Source organism: Kribbella caucasensis (genome assembly GCF_004361855.1).
In the GTDB taxonomy this organism is placed as follows: domain Bacteria; phylum Actinomycetota; class Actinomycetes; order Propionibacteriales; family Kribbellaceae; genus Kribbella; species Kribbella caucasensis.
On sequence record NZ_SNWQ01000033.1, the window covers coordinates 48,853 to 67,843 of the forward strand.

Below are 18,991 nucleotides of genomic sequence, written 5' to 3' on the forward strand. Positions count from 1 at the left end.
TCAGCGGCCTCCGAGCCCGCTCATGGTGATTCCTCGGATGAACCACCGTTGGGTGAGGAAGAACAGGACGATCAACGGGACCGTGGTGATGGTTGCCGCCATCAACAGCAGGTTCCACTGGGTGCCGTTGGTGTCCTGGAAGGCTTGCAGCCCGACGGCCGCGGTACGAGTCGCGTCGGTGTTGGAAATGATCAGCGGCCAGAGCAGGTTGTTCCACTGGCTGATGAACTTGAACACAGCCAGCGTCGCGATCGCCGGGATCGCCAGCGGCACGATCACCCGGAGGAACGCCTGCCAGCGGTTCGCGCCGTCCAGCCGGGCGGCCTCTTCGTAGTCGCGGGGGATGCCGAGGAAGAACTGCCGGAGCAGGAAGACCCCGAGCGCCGTGAACGCGTGCGGCAGGATCATCCCCGGCCAGGTGTCGATCCCGTGCAGCTTCGCGACCAGCACGAACTGCGGGATCAGCGTGACCTGCGAGGGGATCATCAGAGTCGCCAGATAGATGCCGAACAGCCAGCCGCGGCCGGGGAAGTTCAGCCGGGCGAACGCGTACGCCGCGAGCGCCGCCGTGATCGTCTCGAGCAGCGTGGTCCCGGCGGCGAAGATCACCGTGTTGATCAGGTACTTGCCGAGCGGGACGAGTTCGAAGGCGCGCTGCAGGTTCTCCGGGTGCCAGCTGCTCGGCCAGAACGACGGCTTCGCAGCCATCGACTCGCCGTCGGACTGGAACGCGACCAGCACCATCATCACCACCGGGATCAGGGTGATGGCGGAGACCAGGAAGCAGCCGAAGACGACCAGCTTGCGGGTGGCGACCGGGTTCCGATAGAGGGGTGCGAGGGCGTTAGTTGTCATAGTGGACGAGCCTCCGCTGCATCAGGAACTGGGCCGCGGTGATCACCACGATGAACGCGAACAGCACCAGCGACTGCGCGGCCGCATAGCCCTGGTCGTAGCTCTCGAACCCGGTTCGGTAGATGTACATGACGAGCGTCGTGGTCCGCGATCCCGGGCCGCCGTGGGTCATCACGAAGGCCTGGTCGAAGACCTGGAAGGAGCCGATGATCGAGGTCACCACGACGAAGAACAGTGCGGGGGACAGCATCGGGACGGTGACGTTGCGGAACCGCTGCCAGGCCGAACTGCCGTCCACCTTCGCGGCCTCGTAGAGCTGCTGCGGGATCGCCTGCAAGCCGGCCAGGAAGACCACCATGCCGAAGCCGAAGCTCTTCCAGACAGTCATCGCGATCAGGGCCGGCATCGCCCAGGTGTCGGAGATCAGCCAGTCGGGCCCGTTGATGCCGACCAGCCCGAGGACGGCATTCACCAGGCCGTCGTGCGGGATGTAGAGCCAGATCCAGACGAACGCCACCGCGACCGTGATGGTTGCGTACGGCAACAGCAGGAGGGAACGGAAGACCGCGATCCGGCGGACGCCCTGGTTGAGCAGCAGGGCGAGGGCGAGGCTGACCACGATCGTCAGTGGCACGCTGACGAAGGTGAAGTAGACGGTGTTGCCAAGCGCCGACCAGAACGTCGGATCGGGACCGAGCCGGGCGAAGTTGCGCAGTCCGGCCCAGGTCGGCGGGCTGAACAGGTTCCAGTCGAGCAGCGAGATGACGCCCGCGGCAACCACCGGCCCGGCCGTGAAGATGACGAACCCGATGAAGCTGGGCAGCAGGAACAACCACGCGGTCAGGGTCTCGCGGTTGCGTTCGCGCTTCGCCTTCACCGGTTTGGTCTGAGGCGGTGCGATCGAGGTGGTGGGGAGGGTGTCGACGGCCATCGTGGTCACCCCTTCCTGGCCGTGGCCTGGCGGACGGTGTCCTGGTGCTGTTGCATCAGGACGTCGAGGCGTGGGGTCAGGCCGCCGATCACGTCGGCGACCGTGACCTGACCGAGGAACGTGCGCGGCAGATCCTGGCTGAGCAACTGCTTGACCTGATTCCAGTTGCTGGTCACGTCGAACGGGTGACCGCCGGCCAGCTTGCCGGCCAGGATCTGCTGGACGATGCCGAGGTTGTCCGGTGGCGGTTTGAACGCCGTACCGGCCGACAGTCGTGCCGGGTTGTTCCGGCCGGCCTTGGCGTAGATGTCGAGTGCGCCGGTGCTGGTCAGGGTCTTCAGCAACCGCCAGGCCAGCTCGAGATCGTCACCCCGTACTGCGGCCGGAATGGCGAACCCGGATCCGGAGACTCGCGGCGTACTGCCGTTGGCGCCGGCGGGGAACGGCACGATGTCCCAGTCGAACTCGGCCTTCCGGACGTTCACCACCTGCCACGGGCCGTTCTGCATGAAGACGACGTTGCCGTCCATGAAGTTGGACAGCGAGCTCTCCGTGACCAGGTTGGTGATCGGCGGCGTGACCTTGTCCTTGACGAACAGGTCGACGACGAACTGGATCGCCTCCATCGCCTCGGGGTCGCCCAACGTGCTCCGGGTGATGTCGTCGTTCATCACGTTGCCGCCCGCGCAGTAGATCCACGAGACCAGGTCGTCGATCGCGGGTGCGCAGCTGAACCCGTACTGCTCACCCGGCCGGGTCAGCTCGATCGTCAGGTCCCGGAACGTTGCCCACGACATCGGTTCGGTGGCCGACGGTGGCGTGATGCCCTGCTTGGCGAGCAACGTCTTGTTGTAGTACAGGACCGTCGGCGCGACGTCGAAGCCGATGCCGTAGGTCTTGCCGTTGAACGAGTTGATCTTGCGGATCGCGGGGTAGAAGTCGTCCAGTTCGAAGTCGGGATCGGCCGCGATCAGGTCGTCGAGCGGACGATGGGCGCCGCGGGCCGCGTAGGTCTGGAGCAGCTGGCCGTTGATGGCGGTCACCAGGCTCGCCGTCCCACTGACCAGTTGCAGGTCGAGTTTGGTCGGGTAGCCGCTCGACGGAGTGAGGGTCGGGACCGACTCCACCCCCAGTTGCTTTTCGACGTATTGGCTGAAGTCCTCCCAGACCTTGCGTTCGGCGGGGCTGCTGGACCACATGGCCCAGGTCGCCGCACCCTCCGGTGCCGACGAGGCGCACCCCGCGGCCGTAGTACCGACCGCCGCGCCCAGACCGGCCAGGCCGGTGAGCTGGAGCAAGCCGCGGCGGGACAGCTTGGTTGACATTGGCAACTCCTCAGCTGAACTGCAGGTCGATCGACTCGGCGCGGATCCGCTCCTCGTCGACCACGACGCCCAGGCCAGGGGCGGTGGGGACCGTCGCGACGGCCTTGGTGATGGTCAGTCCCTCGACATAGAGGTCGGAGAGCAGCTCCGGCCCGTTCAGCTCGGCCGGCAACGCCAGATCGAGCTGACTGAACAGATGTAGTGCCGCGGCGAACCCGATACCGCAGTCGGTCAAACCACTGGCGAGCAGTTCGAGCCCGCCGGCGAGCGCGACCTGGGCGGTCTTGAGGGCGTTCCGCAGACCGCCGGACTTGCAGATCTTGACGACGACCAGATCGGCCGCGTCGAGTTGCAGCGTGCGGGCGAGGTCCTGCGCGGTGAAGCTGCCCTCGTCGATCGCGATCGGCAGGTCGATCAGGCCGCGGAGCCGGCGCATCCCGAGCGTGTCGGTGCTCGGTACTGGTTGCTCGACGCAATGAATCGTGCGGATGTCTCTGGTGCGGTCGAGCAGTTGGCGCAGGGCGCTCGATCGGTACGACTGGTTCGCGTCGAGCCACAGCGGCTTGGCGCCGGCGACCTCCGCGACCGCCTCGATCGCGGCCGCGTCCTGGTCCGGATCGCCGCCGATCTTGACCTTGTACGCCGCAAAGTCCGACGACAACTGTGCATGTTCGCGGACCGTCTCGGCCGGGCCGACCCCGATCGCGGAGCAGAGCGGGATCTCGTCGTACAGCTTGCCACCGAGCAGCGCGTGCACCGGTACGCCGGCGAGCTTGCCCGCCGCGTCATGCATCGCGAGGTCGACGGCGGCGCGGGCGAACGGGAAGCCGTTGGAGACCGCGGGGCTGAGGCGTTTGGCGGCGCGGCTGTGGAACAGTTCGATGTCGAACGGGGTGAGGTCCAGCAGGATCGGCTCGAGGTGACGCTTGATCACCACCGCGATCGTCTCGGCGGTCTCATAGCTCCAGCTCGGCAGCGCGCGCTGCTCGCCCCAGCCGACCACCCCGTCCTCGGTGGTCAGCTTCACGAACACGACCGCACCGGCCTGGTCGGGCTTCTGGTCGGGCGTGCCGACCGCCCCGCTGCCGAGGACGAACCGGCGCGCGAAGGGCACCGCGACCGGGAAGACCTCGACGGAGCTGATTCTTACGGAGCTGATTCTTGACATGGGGGGCTCTCCTCGCCCGGCCTCAGGCCCCGATCGACCAGACGGCCGGGTCGACGAAGCTGGGGCCGCGGCTGCCGTCGTCGAGCCACTTGAGGACATCGGCCAGGACGTAGCCGGCCAGGGCCAGGTGGCCTTCCTTCGTGTCACCGGCGACGTGCGGGGTGAGCAGCAGGTTGGGAGCCGCGAGGGTCTTCTCGTCGAACTTGGGCGGCTCGGGGTCGTAGACGTCGAGGGCGGCGTAGATCCGGCCGTCGAGGACGTGGTCGAGGAGGGCCTGCTGGTCGATCGCGGGGCCGCGGGAGGAGTTGATCACGACGGCGTTGTCGGGGAGTTGCTCGATCAGCTTGCGGGTGACCAGGCCCTTGGTCTCGGGGACGTCCGGCACGTGCAGGGAGACGAATCCGCTCTGCAGGGTCTCTTCGAGCGAGGCGGTGCGGACGCCGAGCTCTTTGGCGCGGGCGCCGGTCAGGTAGGGGTCGTAGACGACCAGGTCGCAGCCGAACGGCTTGAGGATGGCGATGAGGGCGCGTGCGGTCGAGCTGGCACCGAGGATGCCGACTTGCTGGTCGGCGATCTCACTGCCGCGAAAACCGGTCTGTTTCCATCCGCCCTCTCGGATGGCGGCGTCGAATCGCGGTAGCCGGCGGGCCAGGGTCAGCATCGCCGCCAGGCAGTACTCGCCGACGGACCAGGCGATCCGTCCGCCGGCGGAGAAGACGGCTACACCCTGGTCGAGGACGGCCGGGTCGATCAACCTCTTGACCGAGCCAGCCGCGTGGGCGACCGCCTTCGGGCCGTTGCCGTCCGCCCAGATGGCCTTGTCGAGGTGTGGGGTTCCCCAGCTGGTGAGGAGTACGTCGCTGTCCTTGGCGAGTGCGGCCACCGTTTCTGGGCTCACGTCCTCGGCCCAGCTGACGTCGAAGTTCTGTGCGAGCAGTTCGCGGGTGTCGGCGCTGATCACGTCGTCGGCGCGCTCCGGCGTCATCACCACGGCCAGTCTGGTCAACCTGACTCCTCGGGTCGGGGACGGTCCGGCCCGGGTTCGGGGCCATCGTGCGATTCGGGGGTTGGCTCGACGGTAGGGGTTTTCCGTTATGCTCGTCCAAACCCATTTCCGCATCGACCGATACCGAGGGCGCATGGATTTGACGCTGCAGCAACTGCGCGGATTCTCCGCGGTCGCCGAGGAACTGCACTTCGGCCGGGCCGCCGCGCGACTGAACCTGACCCAGCCGCCGCTGACCCGGCAGATCCAGGGGCTGGAGCGGAGTCTCGGGGTCAGCCTGTTCGACCGGACCGGCAGGGGAGTGCGGTTGACCGCCGCCGGTGAGGTCTTCCTCGAGCACTGCCGCCGGGTGCTCGCGCTGCTCGAGGTCGCGCCCGACGCGACCCGGCGCGCGGCTGACGGCCAGACCGGGACGTTGCGGATCGCGTTCACGGCGATCGGGGCGTACGCGGTACTGGCTGATTTTCTTGCGATGGTTCGCAAGCGGACGCCGGGGGTGAGTGTGGAGCTGACCGAACTGGTGAGCCCGGATCAGCTCCAGGCGCTGGCGGATCTGGAGATCGATATCGGGCTGGTCCGGCCGCCGATTCCTGACGGGTTCGAGTCCTTGCTGGTGCACTCGGAGGACCTGGTGCTCGCCGTACCGGCCGACCATCCGTTGGCGGTCGGGTCTGGGTTGGTCGGGGCTGGGCCGGTGTCGTTGGCTGATGTGACCGACGACTACATCGGGTACAGCCCGGAGGGGTCGCGGTATCTGCATGACATCTGCGCGGCGATGATCGGGATGAACCGGTACGCCGTGAGTCAGCTGGCCTCACAGGTGCCGACGATGTTGGCGCTCGTACGGGCCGGCCTGGGGTGTGCGCTGATTCCGCGGTCGATCGTGGCGATGGGCGTGCAAGGGGTCCGCTATCGGGAGCTGGATGCGGCCGATGCGCACTCGGTGACCTTGCACGCGTGCTGGAGCCCGGACAGTCCCAACCCTGCCCTGCAACGGCTCGCCGAGTCGTTGCGCCAGACCCCACAACTCGACGCATGACCTTGGTGCCCCACATGAATACCTTCGCTTGATCGCGGGCGGGGGAGTTACGGTTTCCTGTCGAAAGGAATCCGTGTCAGTTTTAACTTCCTCCGAGGTCGTCGTGCGGTTGCGGGCTGCTGGGTGTGTGTTCGCCGAGGACGAGGCTGAGATCATCCTGGCGACCGCCCGCGATGAGGCCTCGCTTGCGCGGATGGTTGCGCAGCGCGTCGACGGTCTGCCGTTGGAGCAGGTGGTCGGTTGGGCTTCGTTCTGCGGGTTGCGGATCCTGGTGGATCCCGGGGTGTTCGTGCCGCGGCGGCGTACGGAACTGCTGGTTGCCGAGGCAATCGCTGCCGGTCGGCCCGGGGCGGTGGTCGTCGATCTGTGTTGCGGGACGGGTGCGCTCGGGGTCGCGGTCGCGGCTGGGCTGCCGGGAGTCTCGTTGTACGCCGCCGATGTGGAACCCGCGGCGGTCCGGAACGCGCGGCGGAACGTCGTACCGGCTGGTGGTTCCGTCTTTGAGGGAGACCTGTTCGACGCGTTGCCGTCGTCGTTGCGCGGGCAGATCGATTTGCTGCTGTCGAATGTGCCGTATGTGCCGTCGGACGAGGTTCGGTTGCTGCCGGCCGAGGCTCGGTTGTACGAACCGCTGGTCACTTTGGACGGCGGTTCGGACGGGCTGGAGGTGTTCCGGCGGGTGGCTACGGAGGCGCCGGGTTGGCTCGCTGTTGGTGGTCACTTGTTGGTGGAGACCAGTGAGTTGCAGGCGGCCGGGGTTGTCGAGTACGTCGAATCGGTGGGGTTGAGCGCTCGGGTCGCCACGTCGGAGGAGTTGGGCGCGACCGTCGTGATCGCCACCTTGGTCGAGTAGCCTGCGTCAGGTGGATGGACTGACTCTGCAGGTGACGTCTGTGACCATCATGGCGCCGGATCCGCGGGTGCTGGCCGAGTTCTACTCGCGGTTGCTCGGGCGGCCGGTGACGACCACGGAAGGACCGCGTCCGGGGGAGCCGCCGGAGGACGGGTGGGCGCAGATGAGCTCGGAGACCGAGCCGACGCTCAACTTCGAGTACGAGCGGGAGTGGAAGGCGCCGGTGTGGCCGGCCGAGGCGGGGGCGCAGAACGCGACCCAGCACCTCGACATCTACGTCGACGACCTCGACGCCGCGACCAAGCACGCCCTGGAGGTCGGCGCCCGGCTCGCCGACTTCCAGCCCCAGGAGACCGTCCGGGTCCTCTTCGACCCGGCCGGCCATCCCTTCTGCTTGTTCGCCTAGCCTTTGTTCGCCTAGCCCTTCGGCTGGCTGCCGGTCCGGGGACGGAATCTCGAGCGGAACTTCGAGCCGTACTCCAGTTGCACGTATCCCGAGGAGTGCACTCCCACCGCGAAGAACCCCATGGCCAGGAACACGATCCCCGCAACAATGGACATGTGCCAGAAGGCCGCCGTGATGCCGACGAACGCCGAGCCTTGTGCGACCGACTTGGCCACCTCGACGAGCGCCGTCTTGCTCGCCCGACGACGAAACTCCTCCTGCCGATTCAGCACCAGGAGCGCGGCCAGCAACGGTATCGAGATGGCGAACGCAATGACGCACACCATCGCCGACGGGTCGAGCGAGGTCTCGGTCAGGAACGGCTGCACTATCACCAGGCCGGCGCCCGCCAGTCCGCCGTAGATCAGGTTGGACTGACGGATCCACTCCTGCTGAGCCGCCGGGTCGTTGGCGGCGTCTTCGGCCACCTGCCGGATGCGTTCGGTTTCGGCTTCCAGATGCGCCTGCTCAGCCAGGAAGTCCTCGTCCTCGTTCATGAACTCATTCTCCCGAAGCTGAGGGTGAGCATGCGTTGCGAGATGCCGTCGATGGCCCGTTGAAGCTGCCGGAAACGGCGGGTGCCGTTCGCGAGTTCGACGATGACCAGCACGGACCACTTGTCGCCGACGCGGTCGAGGACGTCGCGGATGCCGCAGTCGGGGTGGTCCGCCTGCCCGCACGGGTCCAGCTCGGCCGCACCAGCGGTTACCTCTGTGTGCGTCGGTGACACGAAACTGCCTCCTTGTGAGCGGGTCAGGGGTGAATCAGGATCACATCGTAGTTACTGAAGAGAACCACGAGGATGGAGACTGCAAACCCATGATCTTGGTGACCGGGGCCAACGGCCAGCTCGCCTCTCGCACGCTGGCTGAGTTGCGGGCGCGAGGGGCCGCCGCCGTAGGAGGTAGCCGCAGTATCGGAGACGGCGTACGGCGCCTCGATTTCGACGATCCGGCCGGCATCGATCTGCGAGGCGTTTCGACTCTCGTCTTGGTCTCGGCCGGGTTCGCCGAGGATGATCAAGTCGTCGCCCGCCATACCGCGGTCATTGAAGCCGCGGTCCGCGACGGGGTCACCCACGTCGTCTACACCAGCTTGACCGGGACCGGCGACCACCTGGGGTTCGCCCTTGCCCATCGCGTGACCGAGAAGCTTCTGAAGGACAGCGGATTGGGGTGGACCATCCTGCGCAACGGCCTGTACGCCGAACTGTTCGGCGCCCTGCTGATGTGGGCTGACGACGGATTGGAGTCGGCATTCGGCACCGGCGCGTTGTCGGCGGTGGCGCGCGAAGACCTTGCGGCCACGGCAGCGGTCGTGGCCGCCGCGCCCGCGGCACACGACCGGAAGACCTACGAGCTGGTCGGCGACCCGATCACGGCCGACGACGTCGCTGATCGTCTCGGCGTCACCCACAGCACGATCAGCCTGGGGGAGTACAGGGCTCGCCTGCTCGCCTCGGATGGGCTGCTGCCGTTCCAGCCGTCGATGCTGTCCTCGATCGCGACCAGTATCCGCCACGGCTTCCTGAACAACAGCAGCGTGGACCTGCGGACGCTACTTGAGCGTTCCCCCGTTGACCCGCTCACGGTCGCCGCTGCCAGCACAACCTCACTGCGCCCCTAGACACGGCGGAGTACGTGGAGTAGGTACTCGCGGCGGTTGAGGGGGTCGTGGTCGGTACGGGCCCTGTTCGGAATCGCACCGGTCACTGGCTGGTAGCGCTCGAACGAGGACTCCAGCACGCCTTCACCGCGCGCGAGGCCGGGCAGTTGCTGCTCCAATTGATAGACGGCGGCTGCCGGGATTTCGCCTTCCAGGACAGAGGATTCGGCTCCCAGTGCAGGGACCTGTGGGATCGCTCGGAGTCGCGCCAACGTCGCGAGTACCGCCCGGACCGTGTCGGTGGGGACCTCCAGCCGGAATCGGTGCATCGGCTCGTACACCGTCGTACCGGCCTCCTGCAGTGCCGTCATCAGCACCAGCGGAGTGAGGTTGCGGAAGTCGCCGGCCGTGCTCGACATGCTCTTGTCGAAGACGGCGTGCGCGTGACTCTGCCGCGCCGAGTAGCCCGAGTGCGTCATCACGACCCGGCAGTCGGGGAGCTGCCAACCGTGGATCCCTTGCTGCAAGGTCTCCCGGACGGTTTCCTCGACGGCCTTGATGAACGCGTACGGCATCGATCCGAGTTCGACCTCCAGCTCGAACGTCACGCCGGCGTTCACCGGAGCCGGCTCGACCCGCAGGCCGATCGTGGCGAGGAACGGGTTCGGGTCCTTCTTGTTGAACTCGACCGCCGCACCGGTCCCGTCGAGCCGCTCGATGCAGATCGTGGTCGTCTCCCGGAAGCCGACCTCGATCCCGAAGTCGGCGGCCAGCGTCGACTGGATGACCTCCTTCTGCACCTCCCCGTAGAGCGAGACGTAGGTCTCCTGCCGGATGTCGTCCTGCCGCAGATTGATCAACGGATCCTGCTCGGCCAATTGAGCCAGCGCGACCTGCAGATTCCCTTTGTCCGAAGGCCTCTCCGGCGCGATCACGGTCTCCAACGTCGGCGGCGCAAAGAACCCACCCTGTACTGCGGCGGCGGGCTGCTCCCCGTCGGCCGCCGTGATGGTGTCGCCTACCTGGATGTCGGCTAGCCCCCACAGCTTGCCGATTTGGCCGGCCGCGACCGTCGTACTGGTGGTCGCCGTCCCATTGCCGAAGACACTGATCGCGGTGACCTTCGCCTCGTGGTCGCCGTGGAAGCGGAGCCGGTCGCGGGTGCGGATCCGGCCGGTGCGCATCCGGACGAACGCGATCTTCTCGCCCGCCGGACCACGCTCGACCTTGAACACCGACCCGGCGGCCGGCGCTTCGTCGCTGTGTTCGGCGGCCGGCAGCAGTTCCCGGATCCCCGCGATCAACGCGTCCGTCCCGGCTCCCGTGATCGCCGACCCGATGTACACCGGATGCACCAGCGCCTGCTTGGTCTGCGCCGCCAGCCGACCCCGCAGGGCGTCGTACGAGAGGGCCTTCTCGTCCTCGACGAAGGTCGCCAGGAGTTGTTCATCCCGCTCGGCAAGCACCTCGACCAGGCTGGTGGAGAACCCCGGATCGCCCGGCCCGTACGGCGTGAACGTGGCCGCGCGCGACCCGAGTCCCGCCGCCGACCCCATCGGGACGACCGCCGCCGACAACTTGTCCGCGATGCTCTTCAGCAACGGCTCGTACTGCGCTCCGCCGCGGTCGACCTTGTTGACGAAGATCAGCGTCGGAATCCGCAGCCGTTGGAGGGTCCGCATCAGTACACGCGTCTGCGCCTGCACGCCTTCCACGGCCGACACGACCAGAACAGCTCCGTCGAGCACGCTGAGCGCCCGCTCCACCTCGGCGATGAAGTCCGGGTGGCCGGGAGTGTCGATCAGGTTGACTGTGACGTCGCCGATCGCGAACGAGACGACCGCCGACTTGATGGTGATCCCGCGCTGCCGCTCCAGCGCGAGCGAATCGGTCTGGGTACTGCCGTCATCGACGCTACCGACTTCGTCGATGACCCCGGCGGCGAAGAGCAGCCGCTCGGTCAGGCTCGTCTTACCGGCGTCGACATGCGCCAGGATTCCCAGGTTCAGTAATTTCACAAAGCTTCATGTCCTTTGAACAGGTGTCAGTGCCAACTACGACGGACATGAAGCGAGGTCGCATGGCTGCACTCCTTAACTGAACACCTGTCTCGAACACCGCCACTACACCAGAACCCCCACTCACCCGGCAACAGAATTTCCCCCGCGCAAGAGGCCCAGCTCGACACACCCTGGAGAACCTGCTGCCGTGGCTTAGCTGATCAGGGTGCCGATTGGTTCGCCCTTGCAGATGGCGGTGGCGGCTGAGCGGGCGTCGATGTCGAAGACGTGGAGCGGCAACCGGTGGTCGCGGGCGAGGATGAACGCGCTCTGGTCCATTACGTTCAGGCCGCGCGCGATCACGTCGGCGTAGGAGAGGCGGTCGAACCGTTCAGCGGTCGGCACCCGGTTCGGGTCGGCGTCGTACACCCCGTCGGTGCCGTTCTTGGCGACCAGGAGTGCGTCGGCGTCGAGCTCGATCGCCCGCTGGACGGCGGGGTAGTCGGTGGTCGTGAACGGCTGCCCGTTGCCACAGGCAAGGATGACGACGGACCCCTTCTCCAGGTGCCGGAGCGCGCGCAACCGGATGTAGGGCTCGGCGAGATTGTTGATCGGGATCGCGGTCATCAGCCGTACGTCGGTCGCGCCGAGCGCGGTGAGCCGGCCGCGGAGGAGTACGGCGTTGATCACGGTGCCGAGCATGCCGATGTTGTCCGCCTCGACCCGATCGATACCCCACTCCTCGGCTCGGTTGCCGCGGAACACGTTGCCACCGCCGACCACGACAGCCACTTGTACGCCGGTCGCTCGGGCGGCGAGAACCTCGGTCGCGAGGTGCGTGAGGCTGGTGCTGTCGAAACCGAAACCGGCCCCACCGGCGATCGCTTGACCGGACAGCTTGATCACGATCCGTTCGTACACCGTGGGCTCCTCCGAAGGCGGTGATGGTGGCGGGGGATTAGGGCAGTTGGATGGTGTAGAGGATGAAGCCGCGGTTTTCGGCTAGCTGGTCGTAGAGGCGGCGGGCTCGGTGGTTGTCTTGGTGGGTTGACCAGTAGAGGCGCGCGCAGTCGTGCGCTTGGGCCCAGTCTGTGACTGCTGCGATCAGGGCTCGGGCGACGCCGCGGCCGCGCGCTTCGTCTGCGGTGAAGAGGTCTTGGAGGTAGCAGGAGTCGGGGGCGGTCGTGCTGGCGTGGGTCAGGAAGTGGGCGATACCGACCAGCTTGCCGTCGATCTTGGCTCCGAGCGCGTGCACCTGTTCGTCCGCGGCGAACCGGCGCCACGCGTCATCGAAGAACTCGTCCGGCATGGTCCGGCCGTAGAACTCGTTGTACTCCGCGAACAGCCGCTGCCAGTCCGCGCGATCTGCCGGTTCCAGTCGACCGATCTCGATCATCTGCCTCGCCTTCTGCTCCGGTGAGCGCCGTCGATCTGGTCAGGCGGCCCGGAGCAAGTCCAGCACACTCTCTCTACGAAACGGGACGCCAGCCGGCCGGTGGGTCTTCGCCGGTCCGGCCGTCGACGGCTTCGCGGAGCAGGTCTGCGTGTCCGGTGTGGCGACCGTATTCCTCGATCAGGTCGCAGACGAGGCGGCGCACACTGGCGTGCTGACCGTCGGGCCCGGAGATGTGAGCGAGCTGGTCGAGCCCGCCGTTGGCCAGGGCAGCGTCCAGTCGCGAACGTGACCGCTCGATCGCACCGTCCCAGAGCGCATAGAGCTGCTCGGGCGAGTCGTCGGCTGCGGAGCCGAACTCCCAGTCGTTGTCACCGGTCCACCCGAGCGCATCCCACGGCGCTCCGATCGGCTCGCCGCTCAGCTTCGCGGTGAACGTGTAGTCCTCCACCGAGGCCAGGTGCTTGAGCAATCCGCCGAGGGTGAGCGTGGATGCACCGATCCGGGCCTGCAATCCAGCCGAGTCGAGCGCGTCGGCCTTCCACCGAAACGTCGTCCGCAGCCGATCCAGCGCCCCGATCAGATGCTCCACCTCGTTGCCGGCCAGTGGCGGTTCCCAGGGGTAATCACTGTCAGTCATGCCAGCACCGTAGCGTCCACCCCGGACGTTCTCCGTCCGCAATTGATCAGTCGGCGAACGTGACCTCCTTCGTCTCCTGTACGCCGGTGGTGCGGCCGGGACCGTCGTGGTACTTCCAGTAGAGGTTGGTGTGCGCGATGACCAGATCCGGCGAGGGAGCACCGTACTCGCTGAGGTCTTCGGTCGTGTGCGCGTCGCCAACCAGCGTCACGTCGTACCCGCGCGTGAATGCCCCGTGGATCGTCGACCGGATGCACGCGTCGGTCTGCGCTCCGGCCACCACCAGCCGCCCGACACCGGCCTTCGCCAGCACGTCCTCCAGGTCGGTCTCCTCGAACGAGTCGCCGAACTTCTTGTGCACCACGGCATCGGACTCAAGCTGCGTCAACTCAGGCACGTACTGCCAGGCGTCGGTGCCCTTCTCCATGTTGTCGTCGGAGTGCTGCACCCACACCACGGGCACACCCTCCCCACGAGCCTTGTCGACCAGTGAGCTGATGTTCCCAACCACCGCGTCCCGCTCGTACGCGCCGTCCACGACACCGTTCTGAACATCGATGATCACCAGCGCGGTGTTCGGCCGATCAGAAAACGTACTCATGACAATCCCCTCCAGAGGTCTCAACCAGCAGGGGACACGCTAACCACCCCCACCGACAATTCTCGATCAGCCGAGTCATCACGGTGCGACGAGGAGGCAGAAGGGGTGGCCGGCTGGGTCGGCGAGGACGTACAGGGGTTCGCCGTCGTCGTCGGTGCGATCGAGGAGCAGTCTGGCGCCGAGTTCTTCGGCTCGCTGTCGATGGAGTTGGAGGGCTTCCAGGGTCGGAACGGCGAAGTCCAGGTGCATTTGCATCGGTACGTCGTGGGCGGGCCAGGTCGAGCGAGGAAGAGTACTCACCTGCTGAAACGCCAACTTCCGGCGTCCATCGTCATCGACCAGGACCAGCCAGTCGGCATCATCGGGAGTGCCGTCGGTCGGGGGCTCGTCACCAGGGCGGTATCGCAGTCCGAGCAACTCGCGGTAGAAGTCCGCCAGACCGCGCGCGTCTGTTGTGTCCAATGCGGTGTGCAACAGCTTCGGATAGATCGACATCTGGCGCTCCAGGTCAGTGGTCGTCGCCGAGTCGGCCGGACTCGCGCAAGAAGGTGAGCACGGCCAGCACCCGTCGGTGGAGCTGGGACTCCTGGGCGAGATCCAGCTTGGTGAAGATCGAGTGCGCGTACTTCTCGACCGAGGACTCGGACAACGTGAGAGCTGCGGCGATTCCCTTGTTCGCCTTTCCCTGAGCCATCTCTCGCAGCACCTCGAGCTCTCTGGGCGCGAGCTGGGCCAGTGGCGAGTTCTCGTCCCGGGTCCTGTGTCTGAGCAGGGCCTCGACCACCGCCGGGTCGATCACGGAGCCGCCGGCAACTACTGCTCGAAGTGCTCTGACCAGCTCGTCGACTTCTCCCAGTCGGTCCTTGAGCAAGTAGGCGAGCCCGCCGGCTCCGTACTTGAGAAGCTCGGCCGCATACTCGGGATCTGCGTGCTGGGAGAGCACAACCACGCCGACCGGGGGATGATCCACACGGATCCGGTGGGCGGCCTCGATGCCTTCGAAACTGTGGCCGGGCGGCATTCGTAAGTCGGTGATCGCGGCGTCGGGGGAGAGCCTGCGAACAGCATCGAGCAGTTCCGTGGCCGTGCCGACGGCGGCCAGGACCTCGACTTCGCCAGAGTCTTCGAGCAGCTTGCGAGTCCCTTCCCGGACCAGATAGTGGTCCTCGGCGATCACCACGCGCAGGCGCTCAGACATGTGCTGCCTCGCGGATCGGTGCCGGCAGCGCGCAGCGGACAGTCGTCCCTCGGCCCGGTTCGCTTTCGAGGTGGAAGTGGCCGCCCAGGGCAGCGGCCCGGTCTCCGAGATTGGCAAGTCCCCGTTTGGGCGTCGTGGCCGGCTCGAAGCCGACGCCGTCGTCGCTCACCTCGACGCTCAGCCAGCCCTGATCGTGGGTGACTGTCAGCTCGATCGAGTCGGCTCTTCCGTGCTTGAGCGCGTTCACAAGCGCTTCACACGCGAAGAAGTAGGCGGCGCCCTCGACATCGTCATCGAAGCGCAGCCGACGCGCCGCCGGATCGGCACTGATGGCGACCGCAACCTGCGCTGTCCTGGCCCTTGCCTCGAGCGCCGCGAGCAGGCCCTTGTCGCTGAGCACGGCCGGATGGATTCCCTGTGCCAGGTTGCGCAGGTCGTTGAGCGTGGCAATGACCGCCTCCTGAAGTCCGGCGAGGGTCGCCCCCGCTGAGACCGGATCGCGCTCGAGCTGATTGCGTGCCAACCTCAGGCTGGCGATCAAGGCGACCAGTTCCTGCTGGGCGCCGTCATGGATGTTGCGCTCGATCCGCCGGCGCTCTGTCTCTTGGGCATGGACGATGCGGGACCGCGACGCGGCCAGCTCGTCAGCGTGGATCCGGATCTCGTCAAGCCTCGCCGAGAGCTCCGAGGCGAGTCCGGCGTTGCGGACCGCCAGCGCGGCTTGGCGAGCTAGCGTCTCGAGCAGGGATCGATCCTGGTCCGAGTACTTGCCCTCGCGCCTGGGGCCGCATTCGATCACGCCCACCGCCGTGTTCGAGTCGGCTACGTGCAACCGCGAGCTCAAGGTCGGCTCGGCGCGCGCGTCGGGCTCGATCCCAGCAGCAGCCCGGGGCACCAGCACCGCGTCTCCGTCCGAACCCTGAGTGACAGAGATCCGCGCCCAGCTTGCGTCGAGTCCGCGCTGGACCGTGCCCGCGAGCCGGGGCAGAAGTTCGTCCAGGCTGAGCGTGCGCTCGAGATCGGCGCCGAAGGCCGCCAGGAGTTCGTAGCGGTTGGTCGGCTCGCCGAACACCCAGCGGTTGGCGAGTTGCTCGAGCCGGCGCCGAGCCGGCTGGAAGGCCAGCGTCGCGACGACCGTGAGCAGGATCGCCACGGACACCGGCAGCTGACCACCTACCGCGACTCCCAGAGCAGCCGCTGCGAGGACATAGACCGCGACGATGAGGAGCCACAGGGTGCCGTACACGAGCGACTTGCGAATGAGTACGTCGACGTTCAGGAGCCGATACCGAAGGATCGCGATGAGGATCGCCACCGGGACAAGGGCCAGGAAGCCGTAGCCGACGATCATGAAAACGATATCGACCAGACCGCTCCCACGGGCCGAGAGCACGGCCAGCCCGATGCCGACCATGAGACCCACGATGCAAACCCACAGCAGCCACCGAACCTGTGCCCGCTGCTCTGCGCCGAGCCGGCGATAGCGCAACGCGAGCAAAGCGACACCCACCGGGAGAAAGCTCGTCGCGAGGCCGCTGAACAGCCCTTCGGGCACCTTCTCGAGGCCCACCCCGTCGAGGATCGCTGCAGGGTTCGGGATCTCCGGTGTACTCCGGTCGTAGGCCAGGTGGAACCGTGGGGTCAGCAAGGCCGCAAGAAGCGGGACCGCGACCGGCAGACTCCACAGAGGACGGATGAACCGGCGCTCATAGGCACGCTGGTAGCGCCCATCGGGGAACAGCGCCAGCAGGGTCAGTGCAACCGCGAAGCAGGCACAGCCCACGCCGAGCAGAACCAGGTTCGCGATCCAGAGTCCCGGAGCATCCGGATCTTGCTCCAGAACCGCTCGCAGGAGGAAGTCTCCTGAAGCGAAGAGCGCCCACAGGGAGCCGGCGGTCAGCAGGAGTCTGGCGACGGGAAGATCAGGGCGCCGCCAGAAGGCGTACAGGCCGGTCGCAGCGAACGGCACGAGGAAGCCACCCGTGAATGCGAACTGCTGTGCGGATATGCCCCGTCCGAGGAGCGCAGCGACAGGGGGAGCCGACAACAGTGCAAGGACACTGACGACGGCAAGGAACCGGCAAACCGGTGCCGGGATCAACATGACCAAATTCTCCCAGCGCCCGGCTGGGCGGTCCAGCAGGCAATCCACAGAACGCACTGCGGAGATCCGGAATGCCGCCTGCGGAAACCAGCACAGAAGACGGGGGCTTGCTTCGATGTGCAATCACTCCGCCGTTCGTAGCGTCGTCAGTGTTCGAGGCGTCATCGCGAGACGGAGGCAAAGGATGAAGTCAGCATCGGTCCCTGGAGAAGGGCTGAAATCCACCGGCAGGGGGCTGGCCCGACGCGCCGCCGCGGCCTGCGGAGCGCTGTTCACGCTCGGCATCGTGATCGGGGATGACACCATCAACCGCGCCGGTGAGCCCCCGGTCCCCATGGATCGCCCGGACGACTCCCTCGCCGCGGTCGAGCGGTACCTGGCGAGTGCCGCTGTGGCTGCTGCCGACGGCAACTACTGGGTGGGACGTGGCATCGGCACCCTCGCTCTGATCGCCCTGCTGGTTTTCAGTGTCTACGTCGCGCAGGAGATTCAGCTCCGCGAGGGAGGGTCCGGGCTTCTGTCCGGCATCTGCCGAGGCGCAGGGCTCGTGGCCGTGTCGCTGGGTCTCGTCAGCTGCACTGCCCAGTTCGCCGCCGTCGCCAGGGCGAGCGAAGGCATCGACGCAGGGACCGCCCGCGCTCTCCTCGACCTCTCCGCCCTCACCTTCGTGCTCATGTGGTTGCCGATAGCGACGTTCATGACCTCGGTGGCTCTGGCCGGCAGGCGTCACGCACTGCTGACGCGGTGGCTCACGATCACCACCGGCGTGATCGCCGCCGCGCTGTTCGCGGGTCTCGCGTCCATGCCGGCCGGCAGCGTCGGCTTCTTCGCCATCGTGCTCGGTTTCGCGTGGTTCATCGCGGTCAGCGTCTGGATGGTTCGGCGGGCGACCTGAGCCTCGCCGACTGAATCGATCATCAACAAGGAGGAAGTGTCATGTCCGAGAACAACGTTCGCATCGCCGAAGCAACCTACGAGGCTTTCGCCCGCGGCGACCTTCCAGCAGTCCTGGAAAGCTTCCACCCGGACGTCGAATGGCATGCCGCCGAAGGACTGCCCTGGGGTGGTGTCCACAAAGGTCGCGATGCCGTGGCGCAGGATGTCTTCGGCGCGCTGATGGCCGCCTTCGAGGACTTCCAGCTGGGCTTCGAGCAGTTCATCGACGGAGGCGACTTCGTGGTGGCGCTCGGGCGTTACAGCGCGACGGCAAGGGGGACAGGCAAGCCGCTCGACGCCGCGTTCGCCCATGTCTGGGAACTCGAGGACGGCAAACTCAAGCGCTACTACCACTACACGGACACGTTGAAGTTTCAGCAAGCCCTGTCCTGAGCTGCGGCGCGCTAGGCAAGTCTTGATGTGACATGGCAACATTTCGCATGTGAGCAACAGACCCGCCTCGGCTCAGCACCTGCGTGATCTCGCGGTATTGCGCCGCGTCAAGGACCGGATCGACCGGGAGTACGCGCAGCCGCTGGATGTCGAGGCGCTGGCCCGTGGCGCGAACATGTCGGCCGGGCACCTGAGCCGCGAGTTCCGGGCCGCGTACGGAGAGTCGCCGTACTCCTACCTGATGACGCGGCGGATCGAGCGCTCGATGTCTCTGCTGCGTCGGGGCGACCTCAGCGTCACCGAGGTGTGTTTCGCGGTCGGCTGCTCGTCGCTGGGCACCTTCAGCACTCGCTTCAGCGAGTTGGTCGGCATGTCGCCCAGCGTCTATCGGAGTGAGGCGGCGCGCGCGACGGCGGGGATGCCGTCGTGCGTGTCGAAGCAGGTGACCAGACCGATCAGGAATCGAGAAGCGCCGGCCGGCCAGCCGCAGTTAGCGTGA

General features: G+C 66.8%; 21 protein-coding genes and 1 pseudogene. 7 read left to right on the forward strand and 15 right to left on the reverse strand.

Going from position 1 to position 18,991, the window contains the following annotated elements; translation table 11 throughout:
* From EV643_RS39635 to EV643_RS39655, 5 genes are read right to left on the reverse strand one after another with little or no spacing between them, the layout of a single operon-like run.
* Entirely contained in the window at window positions 1-855 is an 855-nt protein-coding gene (locus tag EV643_RS39635; RefSeq protein ID WP_133805383.1) for a carbohydrate ABC transporter permease, read from the reverse strand.
* Entirely contained in the window at window positions 845-1,786 is a 942-nt protein-coding gene (locus EV643_RS39640) for a carbohydrate ABC transporter permease (protein WP_133805384.1), read from the reverse strand. The genes EV643_RS39635 and EV643_RS39640 overlap by 11 nt, the downstream gene beginning before the upstream one ends.
* A gap of 5 nt (window positions 1,787-1,791) precedes the next feature.
* Complete coding sequence (locus EV643_RS39645) at window positions 1,792-3,111, reverse strand: ABC transporter substrate-binding protein (protein ID WP_133805385.1); 1,320 nt, start codon at window positions 3,109-3,111, stop codon at window positions 1,792-1,794.
* A 10-nt stretch (window positions 3,112-3,121) separates the two neighbouring features.
* On the reverse strand, window positions 3,122-4,279 hold the full coding sequence (locus EV643_RS39650) for a mandelate racemase/muconate lactonizing enzyme family protein (protein WP_133805386.1): 1,158 nt from the start codon (window positions 4,277-4,279) through the stop codon (window positions 3,122-3,124).
* 22 nt (window positions 4,280-4,301) lie between these two features.
* A complete protein-coding gene (locus tag EV643_RS39655; RefSeq protein WP_133805387.1) occupies window positions 4,302-5,285 on the reverse strand; it encodes a hydroxyacid dehydrogenase in 984 nt (327 codons plus the stop codon).
* A 133-nt stretch (window positions 5,286-5,418) separates the two neighbouring features.
* Between EV643_RS39655 and EV643_RS39660 the strand changes: the two genes are divergently transcribed.
* The 3 genes from EV643_RS39660 to EV643_RS39670 all read left to right on the forward strand — a co-directional run bounded on the left by EV643_RS39660 (window position 5,419) and on the right by EV643_RS39670 (window position 7,583).
* Complete coding sequence (locus EV643_RS39660; protein WP_133805388.1) at window positions 5,419-6,324, forward strand: LysR family transcriptional regulator; 906 nt, start codon at window positions 5,419-5,421, stop codon at window positions 6,322-6,324.
* A 73-nt stretch (window positions 6,325-6,397) separates the two neighbouring features.
* The gene (locus tag EV643_RS39665; protein WP_133805389.1) at window positions 6,398-7,177 is read left to right on the forward strand and encodes a putative protein N(5)-glutamine methyltransferase; all 780 of its coding nucleotides are present in this window, start codon (window positions 6,398-6,400) and stop codon (window positions 7,175-7,177) included.
* A gap of 10 nt (window positions 7,178-7,187) precedes the next feature.
* Complete coding sequence (locus EV643_RS39670; RefSeq protein ID WP_133805390.1) at window positions 7,188-7,583, forward strand: VOC family protein; 396 nt, start codon at window positions 7,188-7,190, stop codon at window positions 7,581-7,583.
* 11 nt (window positions 7,584-7,594) lie between these two features.
* Here EV643_RS39670 and EV643_RS39675 read toward each other — a convergent pair whose 3' ends face one another.
* Window positions 7,595-8,119: a hypothetical protein gene (locus tag EV643_RS39675; protein ID WP_133805391.1), complete on the reverse strand. Its 525-nt coding sequence runs from the start codon at window positions 8,117-8,119 to the stop codon at window positions 7,595-7,597.
* On the reverse strand, window positions 8,116-8,352 hold the full coding sequence (locus EV643_RS39680) for a winged helix-turn-helix transcriptional regulator (RefSeq protein WP_238166126.1): 237 nt from the start codon (window positions 8,350-8,352) through the stop codon (window positions 8,116-8,118). Before EV643_RS39680 ends, EV643_RS39675 begins: the two co-directional genes overlap by 4 nt.
* A gap of 89 nt (window positions 8,353-8,441) precedes the next feature.
* Between EV643_RS39680 and EV643_RS39685 the strand changes: the two genes are divergently transcribed.
* The gene (locus EV643_RS39685) at window positions 8,442-9,248 is read left to right on the forward strand and encodes a Rossmann-fold NAD(P)-binding domain-containing protein (RefSeq protein WP_133805392.1); all 807 of its coding nucleotides are present in this window, start codon (window positions 8,442-8,444) and stop codon (window positions 9,246-9,248) included.
* Here EV643_RS39685 and EV643_RS39690 read toward each other — a convergent pair.
* The 8 genes and pseudogenes from EV643_RS39690 to EV643_RS39725 form a co-directional block, all read right to left on the reverse strand.
* On the reverse strand, window positions 9,245-11,245 hold the full coding sequence (locus tag EV643_RS39690; protein WP_133805393.1) for an elongation factor G: 2,001 nt from the start codon (window positions 11,243-11,245) through the stop codon (window positions 9,245-9,247). The two genes, EV643_RS39685 and EV643_RS39690, sit on opposite strands and share 4 nt — an antisense overlap.
* A gap of 195 nt (window positions 11,246-11,440) precedes the next feature.
* Window positions 11,441-12,148 carry a UMP kinase gene (gene pyrH, locus EV643_RS39695; RefSeq protein ID WP_133805394.1) on the reverse strand — a complete coding sequence of 236 codons (708 nt, stop codon included), beginning with the start codon at window positions 12,146-12,148 and terminating at the stop codon, window positions 11,441-11,443.
* Window positions 12,149-12,185: 37 nt separating this feature from the next.
* Window positions 12,186-12,644 (reverse strand): annotated as a pseudogene (locus EV643_RS39700) (GNAT family N-acetyltransferase); the annotation flags it as partial.
* Between the two features lie 52 nt (window positions 12,645-12,696).
* Window positions 12,697-13,260 carry a mycothiol transferase gene (locus tag EV643_RS39705; protein WP_133805396.1) on the reverse strand — a complete coding sequence of 188 codons (564 nt, stop codon included), beginning with the start codon at window positions 13,258-13,260 and terminating at the stop codon, window positions 12,697-12,699.
* A 46-nt stretch (window positions 13,261-13,306) separates the two neighbouring features.
* Window positions 13,307-13,861, reverse strand: a complete 555-nt coding sequence (locus EV643_RS39710) for an isochorismatase family protein (RefSeq protein ID WP_133805397.1) — start codon at window positions 13,859-13,861, stop codon at window positions 13,307-13,309.
* 78 nt (window positions 13,862-13,939) lie between these two features.
* Entirely contained in the window at window positions 13,940-14,356 is a 417-nt protein-coding gene (locus EV643_RS39715; RefSeq protein WP_133805398.1) for a VOC family protein, read from the reverse strand.
* Window positions 14,357-14,369: 13 nt separating this feature from the next.
* A complete protein-coding gene (locus EV643_RS39720) occupies window positions 14,370-15,059 on the reverse strand; it encodes a response regulator transcription factor (RefSeq protein ID WP_133805399.1) in 690 nt (229 codons plus the stop codon).
* Complete coding sequence (locus tag EV643_RS39725; RefSeq protein WP_166665748.1) at window positions 15,052-17,028, reverse strand: sensor histidine kinase; 1,977 nt, start codon at window positions 17,026-17,028, stop codon at window positions 15,052-15,054. The genes EV643_RS39720 and EV643_RS39725 overlap by 8 nt, the downstream gene beginning before the upstream one ends.
* A 319-nt stretch (window positions 17,029-17,347) precedes the next feature.
* Between EV643_RS39725 and EV643_RS39730 the strand changes: the two genes are divergently transcribed.
* The 3 genes from EV643_RS39730 to EV643_RS39740 are packed head-to-tail and all read left to right on the forward strand — an operon-like array spanning window position 17,348 to window position 18,991.
* Window positions 17,348-18,058, forward strand: a complete 711-nt coding sequence (locus EV643_RS39730; protein WP_133805401.1) for a hypothetical protein — start codon at window positions 17,348-17,350, stop codon at window positions 18,056-18,058.
* Window positions 18,059-18,099: 41 nt separating this feature from the next.
* Window positions 18,100-18,492 carry a nuclear transport factor 2 family protein gene (locus tag EV643_RS39735; RefSeq protein ID WP_133805402.1) on the forward strand — a complete coding sequence of 131 codons (393 nt, stop codon included), beginning with the start codon at window positions 18,100-18,102 and terminating at the stop codon, window positions 18,490-18,492.
* 49 nt (window positions 18,493-18,541) lie between these two features.
* Window positions 18,542-18,991, forward strand: a complete 450-nt coding sequence (locus tag EV643_RS39740; RefSeq protein WP_133805403.1) for a helix-turn-helix transcriptional regulator — start codon at window positions 18,542-18,544, stop codon at window positions 18,989-18,991.